General features: G+C 73.9%; 18 protein-coding genes. 6 read left to right on the top strand and 12 right to left on the bottom strand.

The genetic code is table 11. The features are described from left to right. Positions 1-64 precede the first annotated feature (64 nt). Positions 65-976 carry a TauD/TfdA dioxygenase family protein gene (locus MMSR116_RS29765; protein WP_010684545.1) on the top strand — a complete coding sequence of 304 codons (912 nt, stop codon included), beginning with the start codon at positions 65-67 and terminating at the stop codon, positions 974-976. A 25-nt stretch (positions 977-1001) separates the two neighbouring features. Here MMSR116_RS29765 and MMSR116_RS29760 read toward each other — a convergent pair whose 3' ends face one another. From MMSR116_RS29760 to MMSR116_RS29730, 7 genes are all read right to left on the bottom strand, one after another. Continuing rightward, on the bottom strand, positions 1002-1574 hold the full coding sequence (locus tag MMSR116_RS29760) for a phage tail tape measure protein (protein ID WP_010684544.1): 573 nt from the start codon (positions 1572-1574) through the stop codon (positions 1002-1004). Between the two features lie 8 nt (positions 1575-1582). Continuing rightward, the gene (locus MMSR116_RS32120; protein WP_348529370.1) at positions 1583-1720 is read right to left on the bottom strand and encodes a phage tail assembly chaperone; all 138 of its coding nucleotides are present in this window, start codon (positions 1718-1720) and stop codon (positions 1583-1585) included. 83 nt (positions 1721-1803) lie between these two features. Further along, positions 1804-2136, bottom strand: coding sequence for a gene transfer agent family protein (locus MMSR116_RS29750; RefSeq protein WP_010684543.1), 333 nt, complete (start codon positions 2134-2136; stop codon positions 1804-1806). 17 nt (positions 2137-2153) lie between these two features. Beyond that, on the bottom strand, positions 2154-2564 hold the full coding sequence (locus MMSR116_RS29745) for a phage major tail protein, TP901-1 family (RefSeq protein ID WP_010684542.1): 411 nt from the start codon (positions 2562-2564) through the stop codon (positions 2154-2156). A gap of 11 nt (positions 2565-2575) precedes the next feature. After that, on the bottom strand, positions 2576-2992 hold the full coding sequence (locus MMSR116_RS29740; protein WP_010684541.1) for a DUF3168 domain-containing protein: 417 nt from the start codon (positions 2990-2992) through the stop codon (positions 2576-2578). After that, positions 2989-3342, bottom strand: a complete 354-nt coding sequence (locus MMSR116_RS29735; RefSeq protein ID WP_010684540.1) for a head-tail adaptor protein — start codon at positions 3340-3342, stop codon at positions 2989-2991. The genes MMSR116_RS29740 and MMSR116_RS29735 overlap by 4 nt, the downstream gene beginning before the upstream one ends. 23 nt (positions 3343-3365) lie before the next feature. Then, positions 3366-3932, bottom strand: coding sequence for a head-tail connector protein (locus tag MMSR116_RS29730; protein ID WP_010684539.1), 567 nt, complete (start codon positions 3930-3932; stop codon positions 3366-3368). Between the two features lie 27 nt (positions 3933-3959). Between MMSR116_RS29730 and MMSR116_RS29725 the strand changes: the two genes are divergently transcribed. From MMSR116_RS29725 to dps, 3 genes are all read left to right on the top strand, one after another. Further along, complete coding sequence (locus MMSR116_RS29725) at positions 3960-4721, top strand: S1 family peptidase (protein WP_010684538.1); 762 nt, start codon at positions 3960-3962, stop codon at positions 4719-4721. A gap of 114 nt (positions 4722-4835) precedes the next feature. Further along, positions 4836-5741: a S1 family peptidase gene (locus tag MMSR116_RS29720; protein ID WP_010684537.1), complete on the top strand. Its 906-nt coding sequence runs from the start codon at positions 4836-4838 to the stop codon at positions 5739-5741. A 136-nt stretch (positions 5742-5877) separates the two neighbouring features. After that, entirely contained in the window at positions 5878-6423 is a 546-nt protein-coding gene (dps, locus tag MMSR116_RS29715; RefSeq protein WP_010684536.1) for a DNA starvation/stationary phase protection protein Dps, read from the top strand. Positions 6424-6731: 308 nt separating this feature from the next. On the opposite strand, the gene MMSR116_RS29710 is transcribed toward dps, so the two are convergent. The 5 genes from MMSR116_RS29710 to MMSR116_RS29690 all read right to left on the bottom strand — a co-directional run bounded on the left by MMSR116_RS29710 (position 6732) and on the right by MMSR116_RS29690 (position 12331). Continuing rightward, the gene (locus tag MMSR116_RS29710; protein WP_039893608.1) at positions 6732-8018 is read right to left on the bottom strand and encodes a phage major capsid protein; all 1287 of its coding nucleotides are present in this window, start codon (positions 8016-8018) and stop codon (positions 6732-6734) included. A 47-nt stretch (positions 8019-8065) separates the two neighbouring features. Beyond that, complete coding sequence (locus tag MMSR116_RS29705; RefSeq protein ID WP_010684534.1) at positions 8066-8560, bottom strand: HK97 family phage prohead protease; 495 nt, start codon at positions 8558-8560, stop codon at positions 8066-8068. A gap of 408 nt (positions 8561-8968) precedes the next feature. Continuing rightward, on the bottom strand, positions 8969-10168 hold the full coding sequence (locus tag MMSR116_RS29700) for a phage portal protein (protein WP_010684533.1): 1200 nt from the start codon (positions 10166-10168) through the stop codon (positions 8969-8971). Between the two features lie 233 nt (positions 10169-10401). Continuing rightward, a complete protein-coding gene (locus MMSR116_RS29695; RefSeq protein WP_191991852.1) occupies positions 10402-11709 on the bottom strand; it encodes a DNA-packaging protein in 1308 nt (435 codons plus the stop codon). Beyond that, positions 11675-12331 carry a hypothetical protein gene (locus MMSR116_RS29690; protein WP_010684531.1) on the bottom strand — a complete coding sequence of 219 codons (657 nt, stop codon included), beginning with the start codon at positions 12329-12331 and terminating at the stop codon, positions 11675-11677. Before MMSR116_RS29690 ends, MMSR116_RS29695 begins: the two co-directional genes overlap by 35 nt. 345 nt (positions 12332-12676) lie before the next feature. On the opposite strand from MMSR116_RS29690, the gene MMSR116_RS29685 reads away from it, so the two are divergent. Both MMSR116_RS29685 and MMSR116_RS29680 read left to right on the top strand, forming a co-directional pair. Then, complete coding sequence (locus MMSR116_RS29685; RefSeq protein ID WP_010684530.1) at positions 12677-13774, top strand: sensor histidine kinase; 1098 nt, start codon at positions 12677-12679, stop codon at positions 13772-13774. Positions 13775-13853: 79 nt separating this feature from the next. Further along, positions 13854-14282 (top strand): SufE family protein, encoded by a 429-nt coding sequence (locus MMSR116_RS29680; RefSeq protein ID WP_010684529.1) that lies wholly within the window; start codon positions 13854-13856, stop codon positions 14280-14282. The last annotated feature ends 12 nt before the right edge of the window (positions 14283-14294 follow it).

Raw genomic sequence — 14294 nt, 5'->3', positions numbered from 1 at the left:
CATCTCTTAATCTATCGCGCGTGATCTGCGCGTCGCGCCGCCAATCTGCCAGAGGTATCGTCCGATGAGCGCCATTCCACAGCCCCTTCACGCCCCTGCCCTCGACATCCGCCGCGTCGCCGGCCGGATCGGCGCGGAGATCCGCGGCGTCGCCCTCGCGGGCGATCTCGATGCCGGGACCGTCGCGGCGATCCGGGAGGCGCTCACCACCCACAAGGTGGTGTTCTTCCGCGACCAGACCCTCGACGAGGCGGGCCAGGAGGCGTTCGGCCGCCTGCTCGGCGACCTCGTCCCGCACCCGACGGTGCCCTCGCTCGCGGGGACGGCGGGCATCCTCGACATCGACGGCAGCCGGGGCGAGCGGGCCAGTTCCTGGCACACCGACGTGACCTTCGTGCCGGCCTACCCGGCGATCTCGATCCTGCGCGCCGTGACGCTGCCGCCCTACGGCGGCGACACACTCTGGGCCAACACGGCGGCGGCCTACGCGGACCTGCCGGAACCCCTGCGCGACCTCGCCGACCGGCTCTGGGCGCTGCATTCCAACGTCTACGACTACGTGGGCGGGCGCGTGAACGTCTCGGAGGCAGGGCGACGGCGCCACGAGGAGGTGTTCACCCGGACCGTGTTCGAGACCGAGCACCCGCTGGTCCACGTGCATCCGGAGACCGGCGAGCGCTCGCTGATCGTCGGGCACTTCATCCAGCGGATCCTCGGGCTGACCACGGCGGATTCGCAGCACCTGCTGGCGATCTTCCACGATCACGCCACGCGGCCCGAGAACACCGTGCGCTGGTCGTGGCGGACCGGCGACGTGGCGATCTGGGACAACCGCGCCACGGTCCACCGGGCCGTGGACGATTACGGCGATGCCCCCCGGGTGGTCCGCCGCGTGACGATCCAGGGCGTGGCCCCGGTGAGCGTCGACGGCCGCCGCAGCCACGCGCGGGAGACGGAGTCGCGCAAGGCGGCGTGAGGGCGCGGACGCGCGGGGCGATCCGTCACGTCGCCCGCTGACCCCGCGCCACCGCGCGGGCGAGGCTCGCGGTCACCTGGGCCTCCGACCGGCGGAAGGCACCCGGGTCGGGCGTCGCGATGTGTACGGTCACCGAGACCGGCCGGGCCGGTGCCCCGCCGGAGGCGACGCCGAGGCGGCCGTGCGGCCCCCGGGTCAGGGGCAGGATCGCCTCGGGACCGGCCTCGCCCATCAGCCCGGTGCCGCCCGCCATCGGGAAATAGGTCGGCGCGGCCACCACCCCGCCCGCCGCGAAGGGCTGCACCCGCCCGCCCCGGAACACGCCGCCGCGGGCGAAGCCGGCCTCGGCGCCGGCGCCCAGCAGGCCGTTGACGAGGCCGCTCACCCCGGACTGGATCGGCCCGGCCGCCGCCCGGGCCGCCGCGCCGGCGAGGCGGGCGCCGATCGTGCCGAGCACCCCGTCCAGGCTGCGGCCCGAGGCGGCGCCCCGGGTCAGGGCCGCGTCGAGGCTGCGGCCGAAATTCTGCGCCAGCCGGTCGAGGGTCTCGAGCTGCGTGATCCGCGCGGCGTCCTGGGTGTCGGGTTCGGTCTCGGCCATGGGGCGCCTCAGGTGGGGTCGGGATAGGCTACGAGCAGCCGCTCGAAGGCTTCGCGGGTCATGGGCTCCGGCCCGGCGCGTCGGCCGAGTGCCGCGGCGAACTCGCGCGGCGTCGCCGCCCAGAACGCCGCGGGGCTCCAGCGCAGCGCCCCGAGGCCGAGGGCCAGGGCGTCGTCCCACGGGAAGGCATATCGAGCCGGGGCTGGATGCGCGGCGTCCGGCCCCGGCTCTAGGGAGGGTTTGCGGGTGTCGATGCCTCCCCGAAGGCCGCCGCGAGAACCGCGCCGAGGGCCTCCGACAGGGCGTCGAGGCCGCCCGCGAGGGGCAGCCGGGCCACCGCCGCGTCGTCGATGTCGTGGCCACCGCCGCGCAGCGCGACGCCCAGCAGGGCGATCAGGTCGCGCGCCGAGACGCGGCCGCCCGCGAAGCGTTCGGCGAGGCCCGCGAGGTCTCCGGCCTGGACTGCGCCCTCCAGCTCGGCGAGGGCCCCGAGGGTCAGGCAGAGGGTGTAGCGCCGCCCGCTGAGGACGAGCGGCACCTCGCCGCGGATCCGGTTGGCCATGGGACTCACCCCCGGGGTCAGGCCGCCGCGAAGGCGAGCGCGCCGGCGGAATCGAGGCTGATGTCGAACGTGACCTCCCCGGCATGATCGCCCCGGTATTCGAGGCTCGCGATCTGGAACGGGCCCTCCAGGATCCCGAAGGCCGGCACCACCACCTGGAACGTCTCGATCGCCCCCTCGAAGAAGATCAGCCGCAGGCGCGCGTCCGAGGCCTGATCGCGGAACACGCCGGAGCCCGCGATCGCGGCCCGGCGCACGCCGGCCCCGGCGAGAAGCTCCCGCCACCGGCCGGCGGAATCGGCGTTGGTGACGTCCACGGTCTCGGCGTTGAGCGTGATCTGGCGTGTGCGCAGGCCCGCCACCGCCACGAAGCCGCCCGCGCCGTCCCCGGCCCGGAGCAGCAGATCCTTGCCCTTCTGCGCGCCCATCGACGTCCTCCTCACAGGTTCTCGGTGACGGCCTCGAGTGTCAGGCTCGCCCGGGCCTCGCCGGTCCGGACGTCGCGACGGGCGCGGATCGTCTTCACCCGCAGGGTGACGAGCCGGCAGCCGGCGAGCGGCATCGCGTCGTCCGCGAGCAGCGCCGCCATGCGCTCCGCCGCGTCGAGGGCGGTTCGGACGGAGCCGGGCTTGGCGATCACCGCGATCTCGTGGCCGTGACGGTGGCGCTCGGCGCCGTCGACGGAATCGTCCTGGATCTCGGCGTCGCCGAAAAGGGCGTAGACCGGGACCGAACCCCGGGGCGGCTCGTCGTAGAGCCGGACCCGGCCGCCCAGCAGGGATGCCAGGGCGGCGTCGGTCGAGAAGCGGGCGATCAGGCCGGCGCGGAGCGCCAGAAGCGGGCTCGGATCGGTCACGACCGGTTCTCCCGCGGCAGTTCCTCCACGTGGCAGATCAGGTCGCGGCCCCGCGCGTCCGGCTCGGCGACGGCGCGGATCGCGAACCGCCGGGGGCCGGCAGCGAGGCGCATCGTCGGGTCGAGCGCGGCCCGGCCTCGCAGGGTGATGCGGTAGGCGGGCAGCGTGTCGGTCCGGCCGCCGGCCAAGCGGTCGAGGATGCCGGCCGGGGCAAGCGCCCCCCACAGGACCGGGCCCGCCACGTAGCGCCGCAGGACCCCGCCGAACCCGTCGGGCTCCTCCACGGGCCGTTCGAGGACGAAGCGGCGGCGGCGCGCCCCGAGCGGCGGGCGTTGGGACTGGATCGGCATCGGGCTGGCTCCGCGGGCGAACGTCACAGCCGCATCCGGCGGAAGGGCGCGGCCAAATCCGCGGCCGTGTCGGCGGCCGCGCCGTCCGGCTCGTCGCCGCGATGCTCGTAGCGGGCGGCGGCGAGCCGGAGGATCGCGAGGCGCAGGGGCGCCGGAAGCGGCAGACCGTCGCCGCCGTAGCCCGCCGCGACCTCGATCAGGATCATTCGGTCACCGGGATCCGGCACGGACGGATCGACCCGCAGGCCCGGCGCCTCGACCGGGTCCGGACCGAGCCGCACGAGACCGTCCGCCAGGGTGGTGAGGGCGCCGCCGGCCTCCGCGAAGCCGGCGCGCAGGACCGCCACCAGCGGGCTCAGCGGCAGGGGGATCTGCCCGTCCGGCGGCCAGGCGGCGCGTGCGATCCGGTAGCGGCCCGGAACCAGGATCCGGCGGGTCTCGACCTCCAGGCTGGCGCGGACGGCGGTGATCAGCGCCTGGAGCAGCCCCTCCTCCGCGTCCCCGGCGTCGGAATCGAGGCGCAGGTAGCCGCGCAGGTCGGCCACGCTCACCGGCTCGACGGCGGCGGCATCGATGCGTAACGGGATCATCGCGCGTCCCTCATCCAAGGTGTTCCGATGCTGGTCTCGAAGCGTCGCCCGGCGGCCTGCGCCGTGGCGGCGGCAGCTCAGACAGCCGCCCTGACAGCCGCCCTGGCGCTCGCGAGCCCGCCGGCCCGGGCGATCGTCGGCGGCGCGGAGGCGCCGGCCGGCGGCGCCGTGATGGTCCTGTCGTCGAAGGGCGGCGTCTGCACCGGGGTCGTCCTCGCCCCCGACACGGTGCTCACCGCCGGCCACTGCGCCGCCGACGCCCGGGAGCACCGCGTCCATTTCCGCGACGCCGCCGGGGAGCCGGTCCTCGTGGAGGTGGCGGCGCGCGCAGTGCATCCCGGCTACGACGCGGGCGCCGCGACGGGCCGGCGGCGCTCCATCGACCTCGCGCTCCTGCGCACCGCGACGCCGCTGCCGCCGCGCTTCGTCCCCGTGACCCTGAGCGCCGCGACCCCGCTGGCCGGCGAGAGCCTGACGGTGTCGGGCTACGGCGCCGCCAGGCCGGGCGACCCGCGCTCCACCGGCACCTACCGCAGCATCGGCCTGCCGGTGATCGAGCCCTACGGGCCGAGCCGCATCCTGGTCTGGCTGAAGGGCGGCGCCGGCGGCGCCTGCCAGGGGGATTCCGGTGGCCCGGTCGCCGGGCCGGACGGGGCCGTCCTGGCGCTGGCCGCCTGGGTCGGGGGCGCCTGCGGCGGCCTCACCCAGGGTGTCCTGGTCGGGCCCCAGCGCGGCTGGATCGACCGGATCCTCGCGGATTGGGGCCGGAGCGCTCACTGGATCGCGTAGGATCCGCAGGGAACCTCACCTTGGCCGGGCTATTGCCTTGCTCTAGGCTCAAACCGCGCCGCATCCTCGCCCCCGGCGCCCCCACCCGCGCCGACGGCGCCCCCGGAGTGCCCGATGTCCCCTCGCCCGATCCGCAAGGCCGGTCTCCGCGAGCGCCTCCTGCGCGGAAGCCTCGGGAGCGGTCTCCTCGGTGCGGCGCTGCTCGGCGTCCTGACCGGGTTACTGCCGGCCCCGGCCCAGGCGGTGATCAACGGCACGACCACCCGCGACCCGAACGGGGCGCGCAGCTTCGTGGTCCGCATCGAGAGCACGGAGGGCGAGATCTGCTCCGGCACGCTGATCGCGCCCGACCTCGTGCTCAGCGCGGCCCACTGCGTGATGCGCCCGGCCGGCTACACGGTGATCAGCGTCGACCGGAGCTTCCGCCAGCACCGGACCCCGGTGATCGCCGCGAGCATGCACCCGGACTTCGTGCCCGGCACCACGCCGGAGGATCAGCCCGGCGTCGACCTCGCGCTGCTCAAGCTCGAGCGTCCCCTGGGCTCGGATTACGCGCCCCTCGACCCGCGCGGTGCCGCCGCGATCGACACCGGTGCGTCGGTCGACATCGCGGGATTCGGCGTGGTGGCCGAGAACCGGCGCGGCTCGGCGCGGGTCCTCCGGCTGGCGCATCTCGTCTCGATCGGATCGCTGCAGGTCGCCAATCGGGTCACCGTGGTGACCGACCGGCGGCGCATGGCCGAGACCGCGGGGGCCGGGGCGTGCCTGGGCGATTCCGGCGGCCCGATCCTGGCGGGCGGTCCCGGCGGCTACCGGATCGTCGGCGTGGTGAGCTGGTCGAGCGGCGCCCTGCAGCAGGGTGTCCGCCGGACCGCCTGCGGCGGCTTCACCGCCGTGACGCCGGTGGCCGAGCACGCCGGCTGGATCTCGGCGCGCTCGGCGGAACTGTCCCAGGTGCAGGCGGGCGCGGCGCCGCATCGCAGCCGCTCCGACTGGATGGCCCGCCCGGCCCGCCGCTAGCGCGGCGGCGGATCCGGGCTTCGGCCTGCGGGGAGCGCGGGACGCTTCGCCGCCCGCTTATCCCCCGCGCCCGCGGGAACCTCGGCCCGCATCGGCACTTTCGCATCCGAACCTTTCCGGCTCACGGAGCGAGAGCATGGCCGACACCGGCACCAGCAACACCCCCCGGGCGCACAAGACCCGGAACAACACCGACTCGAACGCCAAGAAGGTCTCGATCGAGGCGCTCAACGCGCGCTTGGCGGACGGCATCGACCTCGCCCTGGCGATCAAGCAGGCGCACTGGAACCTCAAGGGCCCGCAATTCATCGGCGTCCACGAGATGCTCGACGGGTTCCGCACCGAACTCGACGAGTTCAACGACAGCGTCGCCGAGCGCGCGGTGCAGCTCGGCGCCACGGCGTTCGGCTCGACCCAGGCGGTGGCGGAGCGCACCAAGCTCCCGGCCTACCCGACCGGCATCTACGCCATCGCCGACCACATCGCCGCGCTGATCGACAGCTACGCCGCCTACGCCAACGCCGTGCGGCAGAACATCGACGAGACCGACGAGGCGGGCGATCCCGACACGGCGGACCTGTTCACCGAGATCTCCCGGGCGGTCGACAAGCACCTCTGGTTCCTCGAGGCGCACGTGCAGGAGCCCACCGGGACGCTGCGCGACGGCAATTCCGGGCGCTGAGGCTCAGCACCCGGACAGATCGCGCCGGATACCGGCGTGGTCCGGAACCGGCACCTCTACGGAGCCGACGGATTTCACAGGTCCGCGGCTCCGCCCTCTCGGTCACGATCCGCATCGTCATTCCGGGGCGCCGCAGGCGAGCCCGGAATCCGGAACCCCGGTCCTTGCACGCCCCCGGCACGTCGGCGTGTCCGGGTTCCGGGCTCCGCTTCGCGGCCCAGGAATGACGGAACGGCATAGGGGCGCACGCCGTCTGCCCGTTCGAGCGCGAAGGCAGGGCGACGTGCGCCCGCCGCGAACCCCGCGCCTCAGCTGAACTTCAAGAGCTTGATGGCGTCGAAGTCCTGCACGCCGCCGCCGACGCGCTTGGTGGTGTAGAACAGCACGTAGGGCTTGGCCGAGTACGGATCCCGCAGGACGCGCATCCCGGTGCGGTCCACCACCACGTAGCCGCGCCGGAAGTCGCCGAAGGCCACCGACAGGCTGTCCTTGCCGGGATCGGGCATCGCCTCGGCCTCCGTCACAGGGAAGCCGACCAGCGTGGCGGACCGGTCGGCGGCGAGCGGCGGCTGCCAGAGGTAGTTGCCCTCCGCGTCCTTGAACTTCCGGATCGCGCTCTGGGTGCGCCGGTTCATCACGAAGCCGGCATTCTGCCGGTAGGCCGCCCGCAGGCCGTAGATCAGGTCGAACAGCACGTCCCCCGGATTGGCCGACGGGAAGGCGCCGGCCGTCCCGGTGGCCACGACGCCGAGCTTGCCCGGCACCCAGGCGGCGTTGGCGACCGTGTCGTAGGTGAGGAAGCCCCGCGGGCGGCTCGCGCCGTTGCCGGACACGAAGGCGACGCCCTCCTGCTCGGCGAAGGCGGTCTCCACCTCCGCCGAGAGCCACGCGTCGAGGTCCACCGCGGCGTCGTCCAGCAGCGTCTGCGTGGCGGCCGGCATCGCGTAGAGCTCCATCGCCGGGAGCGCGATCTCCGACAGGGCCGGCGCGGCGGTCTCCGGGCGCGGCGCGGTCTCGGCCGCCCAGCCGGTGACCGGCGCGCCCACCGAGACCGCGCGCTTGTACTGCGCGCCGGAGATCTGCTGCACGCTGGCGATGGACCGGATCGGCGAGATCTGGCCGAGGCGCGCCAGCACGGTCCGCTCGATCGTGTCGGGGACGAGGTAGCCGCCATCCGGACCGGAGCCGGCCGACAGGGCCTTGGCCTCCAGGCGCTTGAGCCCGGCACTCTCGCCCGCCCGCACGTAGAGGTCGAAGGCCGCCTTGTGCTCGTGCGCGGTCGCGTCCTCCCGGGTGCCCGGCTGGCCCAGCGGCGGCCGCGCCCGCTCCAAAGTGATCCGGTCGAGGCGGGTGCGGGCGGCGTCGAGCGCCGCGTCGATGCGGGCGAGCTTCTCCTCGGTGAGCACGTCGGTGCCGAGCCGGCCCTCGATCCGGCCGAGGCGGGCGTCGTTCGTCTCCTTGAAGGCCGCGAAGGCTGTGGCGAGCTCGTCGAGGGCGGAGCGGACCGTGCCGCCCTCTGGCCGGGACGCCTTGTTCTCCAGGTCGGGCCGTGTGTCGGGCAGGCCGCTCTTGGTCTCGAAGGCGGTGCGGGCCATCGGGGTGCTGGCATCCATCGGGGGACCTCGTCGTCGGGGGTGGGACATCAGGGCCGCCCGGCCGATCTCGGCGGGCGGACCGGCGCGATCCGCCGGGCGAGCCCGCGGATGGCGTCGGCGAGCGGAAGCACGGCGGGCTCCGGCCTCGCCCGGGCCGCCTGCTGCAGCGGGAAGGTCACCAGGGAGATCTCCCAGAGGTCGACCTGATGGAGCCGGCGCTCGCCGCCGCCGCCCTTGCGCGCGAGCAAGGTCCTGAAGCCGATCGACAGGCCGTCGAGCCCGCCGCCCCGCATCAGGGCGTCGACTTCCCGGGCGCGCTGCACCGCGAGGTTGAGCTGCCCCTCGGCAAACAGGCCTCGGGCATCCTCGCGCAGGGAGAGCCAGCGGCCGATGGGCTCGGCCGGATCGTGCTGGAACAGCAGCCGCACCCCGGCGGCGCCGCGCCGGGCGAGGCTCGCCGCGAAGGCGCCCGCCACCACCACGTCGCGGCCGAGATCGGGCACGCCGAAGACGCTGGCGTAGCCGCTGAAATGGCCGTCCATGGGAGGATCCTCGGATTGCGGGCGTTCTCGATCGGGGCGGTCCGGAGCGGGTCAGCGGCGCGCCGCTCACGCGCGCAAAGCCGAAAGGCCTGACACATCGGGTTCGAGGGCGCCTCCGGTCGGGAAGTCTGGCGGTCCAGACCTCTCAGGCGGGCTCCCTCCCCTCTGCGCTACGCTGTTCGCATATCTCTGTCGGAGAGGGGCTGAACGGTCCCGCGCGTTCCCCTCCCCCCTCTGTGGGGGAGGGAGGGCGCGTGGGGCAACTGGACTGACTCATCGGCCGACCTGACGACGATCCCGCACCGGATGTGTGAATCCGCTCGCCCCTTGCGAGGGAAGGAGACGTCGCGGGTCGAGCCCCGAAACGTGACGACCGCAGCCCGTTCAAACGGAAGCAGACCCGCGTCGTCAGCCCCCCGTCCCGCGCTCCATCTCCGGCGGGTAGCCCACCGCCTCGCGCTTCTCCGCCACCGACAGGAAGTCCGCGGCCTGGACCCGCCGCCACAGGGATTCGCGCTCGGCGGCGAGGGCCTCGATCCGGTCGAGGTCGGGCTCCAGGTCCACGGGCCCGAAGGCGGGTTCCAGCCAGGACGCCAGCGCCTGCGCGGTGCGGGCCGCAAGCGGGATCAGGGTTTGCCGGTACAGGGCGCGGTTGGCCTCGGCGTAGTTGGCGTGGGTGCTGTCGCCGGGCAGCCCCAGCAGCAGCGGCGGCACCCCGAAGGCGAGGGCGATCTCCCGGGCTGCCGCGTTCTTGGCCTCGACGAAATCCATGTCCCGGGGCGAGAGGGCGAGGGGCTTCCAGTCCAGCCCGCCCTCCAGCAGCAGCGGTCGGCCGGCATTGCCGGCGCCCTGGTAGTTCGACTCCAGCTCCGCCTTCAGCCGGTCGAATTGCGGCTCGGAGAGCGTCGCCCCGGCGAAGACCAGCGCGCCGGAGGGACGCGCCGCGTTGTCGAGGAGCGCCTTGTTCCAGGCGCTCGCGGCGTTGTGGATGTCCAGCGCGGTGGCGGCGGCCTCGATCGGCGCGAGCCCGCCGCAATCGTCCTCCGGATGGAACAGGGCGAGGGCCAGGATTGGTGCCACCTCGGGGAGGCCCGGCGCGGGCAGGTCGAACCGGCGGCTGCGCCCGCCCACGGTATAAAGGTAGGCGGCCGGCCAGCCGTCCGGACCCGGCAGCATCCGCATCCGGCCCGGCCGTAAGGCCTGGAGCGCCGCCACCCGGCCCTCGAGGCCGACCGCCTCCAGATAGGCCGTGCCGGTGAGCAGCAGGTCGGCGTAGACGGTCTCGAGGAGATGCGTGCCGCTCTCCCGCGGGTTCGGGCGGGCGAGGAGCGCCAGGAGGTCGCCCGCCCGCTCCGCGCCGGGACCGGTGGCGATCAGGGGCAGCCGCGCGGCGCTCTCGGCGACGAGCCGGACCGCCCGGTGGACCACCGGATTGCCCTGGTAGCCGGCCCGGGCCAGGGCCGCCGGATCGCGGGGCGTCCAGCTGGCGCGACCCTCGGCGTAGAACGCGAAGGACGGGGCCGCGACCGCCTTGGTGGCCAGCGCCGGCGCGGACCCGCCGGCGGCCCGGCGCGCGAGCCGCGCCAGCCGTTCGAGGACAGTCGACATGCCGGTCCGCTCCTGAGCCGTGGTCAAGCGCCGCCCGATCGCGCCCCAGTAATCGGGCGCGGCCTCACAACAATCCGGAGGATTTGTTCCGCGCGAAGCCGCGCCGTGGCGCGCTGGCTACAGCATGGCACAAGAAATTGTGTATACAGGATGCAGTTCGTTCCAGAGACCACGAACCGACTCACGGCGCGCTTCTCGCAGAGGCGCGCCGTATTGTTTTGGGCGCCCGACGCTCAGAGGCACCGGATCCGCGGCTGCGGCCGGCTCTCCAGCATCAGGTGGGTGAGCGCCCAGACCAGGGCGTCGAGCCGGTCGGGCGAGGCTCCGCCGGTCAGGCCGTCCGGACCGAAATCGCAGAGTTCGTCCTCCAGCGCCGGGAAAGTCCCGACGTGGTGGACCAGCCCGCGGGCGTAGAGCAGCGACACCGGCTCCGCCCGCAGGTACTTGCCGCGGGTCGCGTGGACCCGGGTCACCGGGACGGCGGGGTCGCACTGCGCCAGCACGGCGGCGGCCATCTCGCCGCCCTGGTTGACCTCGACCACGAGGGCGTCGGCCGCGAGGCGGTGATACAGCGCCAGAGCCGCGCCGGCCCAGGCCTGCGGGGTGGCGCGGGCGAGGCTCGCATCGGCCAGGACATAGGCGTGGGGTCCGGCCCGCCCGGCGGCCACGATCCCGCAGGCATCGGAGCGCGCCCCCGAGGCGGCGGGGGGATCCACCGCCACGACGATCCGTCCGAGATCCGGCGCGGCGGCGACCCGGGCGGCCTCCAGGGCGGTCCGGTCCCACAGGGCGTCGTCCCGGTCGGTGATCAGCTCGCCGTCGAGTTCCTGGCGGCCGAGCCGGGTGCCGGCGTAGCGCCCGACCACCCGCTCCAGGAAGTCCGGCGCGAGGTGTTCGGCGTTGTCGTGGGTCCGGGCGCGGCTCACCACCGTACGCGGGTCGTCGAGCAGGCGCCGGATCAGCGGCACCGGCCGGGGCGTCGTGGTCACGAGGTTGCGCGGCCGGGCGCCGAGGCGCAGGCCGAACTGCAGCATGTCGAAGGCCATCTCGGGCCGGCGCCACTTGGCGGCCTCGTCGCACCACGCGGCGCCGAATTGCGGGCCCCGGAGCGCGTCCGGTTCCTCCGCCGAGAAGGCGAGCGCGACCGCGCCGTTGGCCCATTCGAGGCGTCGCCGGCTCGGCGACCAAGCCGGACGGCCCCGGCCGCGCGCCGGGAGGCTCAGGAACCCGGAGGGTCCGTCAACCATCACGTCGCGGACATCGCGATGCGTCTCGCCGACCAGCGCGATCCGGCCCACCGGTGCGGCCGTGAAGGCCGGATCGCCCCGCGCGAGGGCATCGACCCACTCGGCGCCGGTGCGGGTCTTGCCGCTGCCGCGGCCGCCGATCACCGCCCACGTCGTCCAGGGTTCGGCATCGTCCGGCGGCAGCTGGTCGGGCCGGGCCTGGTGCAGCCAGTCCCCGGCAAGGGTCCGGAGCAGGTCCGGCGGCAGGGTGGCGAGGAAGTCAGGCAGCCGCCCGGCCGCCGACAAAGCCAGCATAGCGTCGCGCGATCTCCGCGCGCAGGGCGGGCAGGTCGGGCTCGGTGCCGCCATCGTCCCCCTCTCCCCCGCCGCTGCGCGCACCGTCCGCCTCCACCGTATCCAGCAGCCGCTTGAGACCGCCGAGATCGCGCAGCACCCGGGCGGAGTCGCGCGAGGCCGGCCCCTCTGCGCTCAGCGCCGCGTCGAAGGCGGCGATCTGGCGGACGATGTGGGCCCGCAGATGCGCTCGCAGGGTGATCGGGTCGGTCGCCGCGCCGCGTTCCGGCCGCACGAACACGGCGGGCGACAGTTTCAGGGCCGTCCCGAAGATGGCGACCATCCTGTCCGGGGTGAGGCGCCCGAGCCCGAGGATCTCGGTGACGTCGCCGGGATCGTTGCCGGGGGCGCAGAGCAGCCGGACGAGGGCGGCCCGCCGCTCCGCCGGCCACAGCCCCGCGGCGAGCCATCGCCGTCGCCGCGGCGGCCTGAGCCAGCCGGCCCGGACGTTCCAGGTTCTGATTGTGCCCGCCGGGATGCCGGTGCGGGCGCTGATCGCCGCGTCTGTAAGCGCGGTCTCGGCCAGCAGACGCAGCACCTCGGCGTGCTGCTCGGCCGGGTGTTTCCTGCCCCGCCGCCGCATCGCGCCTCTCCGCACACGTCTCGACCGTGCTCCGTTGATAGCCTCGGAGCGTCGCGATGTCAAGCAATAATTCCTATCAATCGCCCATTCTAGGAATTCTGGCGCGACCGGGGAGGCAAGCCTCGCTACGGCGGACCGACGCCGCCTCGCACCCGGGCCGGTCCCTGGACGCGCATCGACCGGACATTGCAGGGGCCCGAAAGTTCTCGCCCTTATCATGCATGTGAATCAATGCCGCTCCGACGGATGAAAGCCGGAACGGCAACCGACTCGACACGTTGACCGGCGCCATCCGCACGCAACAACGCCGTCTCAAGCACAGAATCAGAGCGAATCGGGTACAGAATGGTCGGTGAGCCACCAGGGACCGGAGCGGCCGAGCCGCTGGACGACGGCCCCGCGGGGGATCCCGGGACGGAGCCGGCGCAGGGGACGGCGGAAGCCGCCGCCCTGAGCGATAGCTTCAAGCGATTCGCCGACGTTGTGCCCCTGATGATGTGGCGCTCGGACGAGAGCGGCCACGCGATCCATCACAACGAGTGCTGGCTGAAATTCACCGGGCGTCCCCTGGAGGAGGAACTGGGCCTCGGCTGGCGCAGAGGCCTGCACCCGGAGGATTTCGAGCGCCACGCCAGGATCGTCGCCACGGCCTTCGAGGCGCGGGAACCCTTCACCGTCGAGTTCCGGCTGCGGCGGCATGACGGCGAATATCGCTGGCTGCTCGACACGGCCCGACCCCTCGTGGAGGACGGCCGGTTCCAGGGTTATCTCGGTTCCTGCTTCGACATCACCGACCGCAAGCACGCGGAGGAGCACATCGAGCACGCGCTTGCCGAGAAGGAGGCGCTGCTCGCCGAGGTCTATCACCGCGTCCGCAACAACCTTCAGGTGATGGTCAGTCTGATCGGCCTTTACGGGCGGGCGGCGCCGGATGCCTGCCGCGGCAGCTTCGAGGCCCTGGGCCAGCGGGTTCGGGCGATCGCGCTGGTGCAGCAGCACCTCCACGAGGCGCCCCACATCGCGTCGATCGACCTGAAGGACTACCTGTACCGCCTCGCCTCGGGCCTGGGCCAGCTCCGACGGGCCGGGCGGATCAGCGTCCAGGTCGGCGGGGCCGGGAACGGGCTCGTCGAGCCGAGGACCGCGAACGCGCTCGGCATGATCGTCGCGGAGATCGTGGCCGAGTGCCTCGACGCCACCGCCGAGCATGTCGCCTGCTCGATTACCATCGACATGGCGGCTGCCTCGGGCGAGCCCCTGCGCCTGGCGATCGTCTCCGGGGTGAGCGAGATGGCCGCGTCGGGCCGCCCCAACGTGCCGAAGCTCGGCCCCCGTCTCATCGCCGCCTACGCGGCTCAGGCCGAGATCGCCGTCACCGGCGATGCCAGCCCGGGCGATCCCCTGAGGCTGACCCTGCCGCCGGCGAGTCCCGCGCCGCAATGAGCGCCCGCGGCGCCGGACCCCGTCGCCATTGCGGCGCCGGCGGCCTATAGGGCGCTGACCCCTCCGGACCCGGCCGCCCATGCTTCCCCCGATCGATACCATCATCGACAATTTCGAGATCGTCGAGGACGACGACATGCGGCTCGAGTACCTGATCGAGCTCGGCCGCGCGCTGCCGCCGATGCCCGAGGCGGAGCGGACCGAGGCGAACCGCGTCCACGGCTGCGAGAGTCAGGTCTGGATCGACACGGAGCTGGAGCGGTCCGGCGGGCCGCCGCGCCTCGTGCTGCATGGCTTCAGCGACTCGTTCATCGTCCGCGGCTTCGTGGCGCTGATGGTGGCGCTCTACACCGGCAAGACCCCGCAGGAGGCCGCCGAGACCGACGGCCTCGACCTGTTCCGCCAGCTCCGGTTCGGCGCCCACGTGACCTCGAAGCGCTCGAACGGCGTGCGGGCCATGGCCGAGCGCATTCACCGTGACGCGGTCCGTCTCGCCGCGGAAGGGTGAGGCGCCACCGCC

It is taken from the genome of Methylobacterium mesophilicum SR1.6/6, from assembly GCF_000364445.2.
GTDB lineage: Bacteria > Pseudomonadota > Alphaproteobacteria > Rhizobiales > Beijerinckiaceae > Methylobacterium > Methylobacterium mesophilicum_A.
Note: the sequence above shows the minus strand (reverse complement) of the source record. Positions and strands in the feature narration are given on the sequence as shown.

Excerpts from the sequence above, each read along its gene's own strand:
- MMSR116_RS29720 (WP_010684537.1), top strand. The coding sequence starts at position 4,836 with ATGTCCCCTCGCCCGATCCGCAAGGCCGGTCTCCGCGAGCGCCTCCTG.
- MMSR116_RS29710 (WP_039893608.1), bottom strand. The coding sequence starts at position 8,018 with ATGGCCCGCACCGCCTTCGAGACCAAGAGCGGCCTGCCCGACACACGG.
- MMSR116_RS29750 (WP_010684543.1), bottom strand. The coding sequence starts at position 2,136 with ATGGCCAACCGGATCCGCGGCGAGGTGCCGCTCGTCCTCAGCGGGCGG.
- MMSR116_RS29695 (WP_191991852.1), bottom strand. The coding sequence starts at position 11,709 with ATGCTGGCTTTGTCGGCGGCCGGGCGGCTGCCTGACTTCCTCGCCACC.
- MMSR116_RS29725 (WP_010684538.1), top strand. The coding sequence starts at position 3,960 with ATGCTGGTCTCGAAGCGTCGCCCGGCGGCCTGCGCCGTGGCGGCGGCA.
- MMSR116_RS29680 (WP_010684529.1), top strand. The coding sequence starts at position 13,854 with ATGCTTCCCCCGATCGATACCATCATCGACAATTTCGAGATCGTCGAG.
- MMSR116_RS29705 (WP_010684534.1), bottom strand. The coding sequence starts at position 8,560 with ATGGACGGCCATTTCAGCGGCTACGCCAGCGTCTTCGGCGTGCCCGAT.
- MMSR116_RS29730 (WP_010684539.1), bottom strand. The coding sequence starts at position 3,932 with ATGATCCCGTTACGCATCGATGCCGCCGCCGTCGAGCCGGTGAGCGTG.
- MMSR116_RS29700 (WP_010684533.1), bottom strand. The coding sequence starts at position 10,168 with ATGTCGACTGTCCTCGAACGGCTGGCGCGGCTCGCGCGCCGGGCCGCC.
- MMSR116_RS29765 (WP_010684545.1), top strand. The coding sequence starts at position 65 with ATGAGCGCCATTCCACAGCCCCTTCACGCCCCTGCCCTCGACATCCGC.
- MMSR116_RS29690 (WP_010684531.1), bottom strand. The coding sequence starts at position 12,331 with ATGCGGCGGCGGGGCAGGAAACACCCGGCCGAGCAGCACGCCGAGGTG.
- dps (WP_010684536.1), top strand. The coding sequence starts at position 5,878 with ATGGCCGACACCGGCACCAGCAACACCCCCCGGGCGCACAAGACCCGG.
- MMSR116_RS29745 (WP_010684542.1), bottom strand. The coding sequence starts at position 2,564 with ATGGGCGCGCAGAAGGGCAAGGATCTGCTGCTCCGGGCCGGGGACGGC.
- MMSR116_RS29760 (WP_010684544.1), bottom strand. The coding sequence starts at position 1,574 with ATGGCCGAGACCGAACCCGACACCCAGGACGCCGCGCGGATCACGCAG.
- MMSR116_RS29685 (WP_010684530.1), top strand. The coding sequence starts at position 12,677 with ATGGTCGGTGAGCCACCAGGGACCGGAGCGGCCGAGCCGCTGGACGAC.
- MMSR116_RS29735 (WP_010684540.1), bottom strand. The coding sequence starts at position 3,342 with ATGCCGATCCAGTCCCAACGCCCGCCGCTCGGGGCGCGCCGCCGCCGC.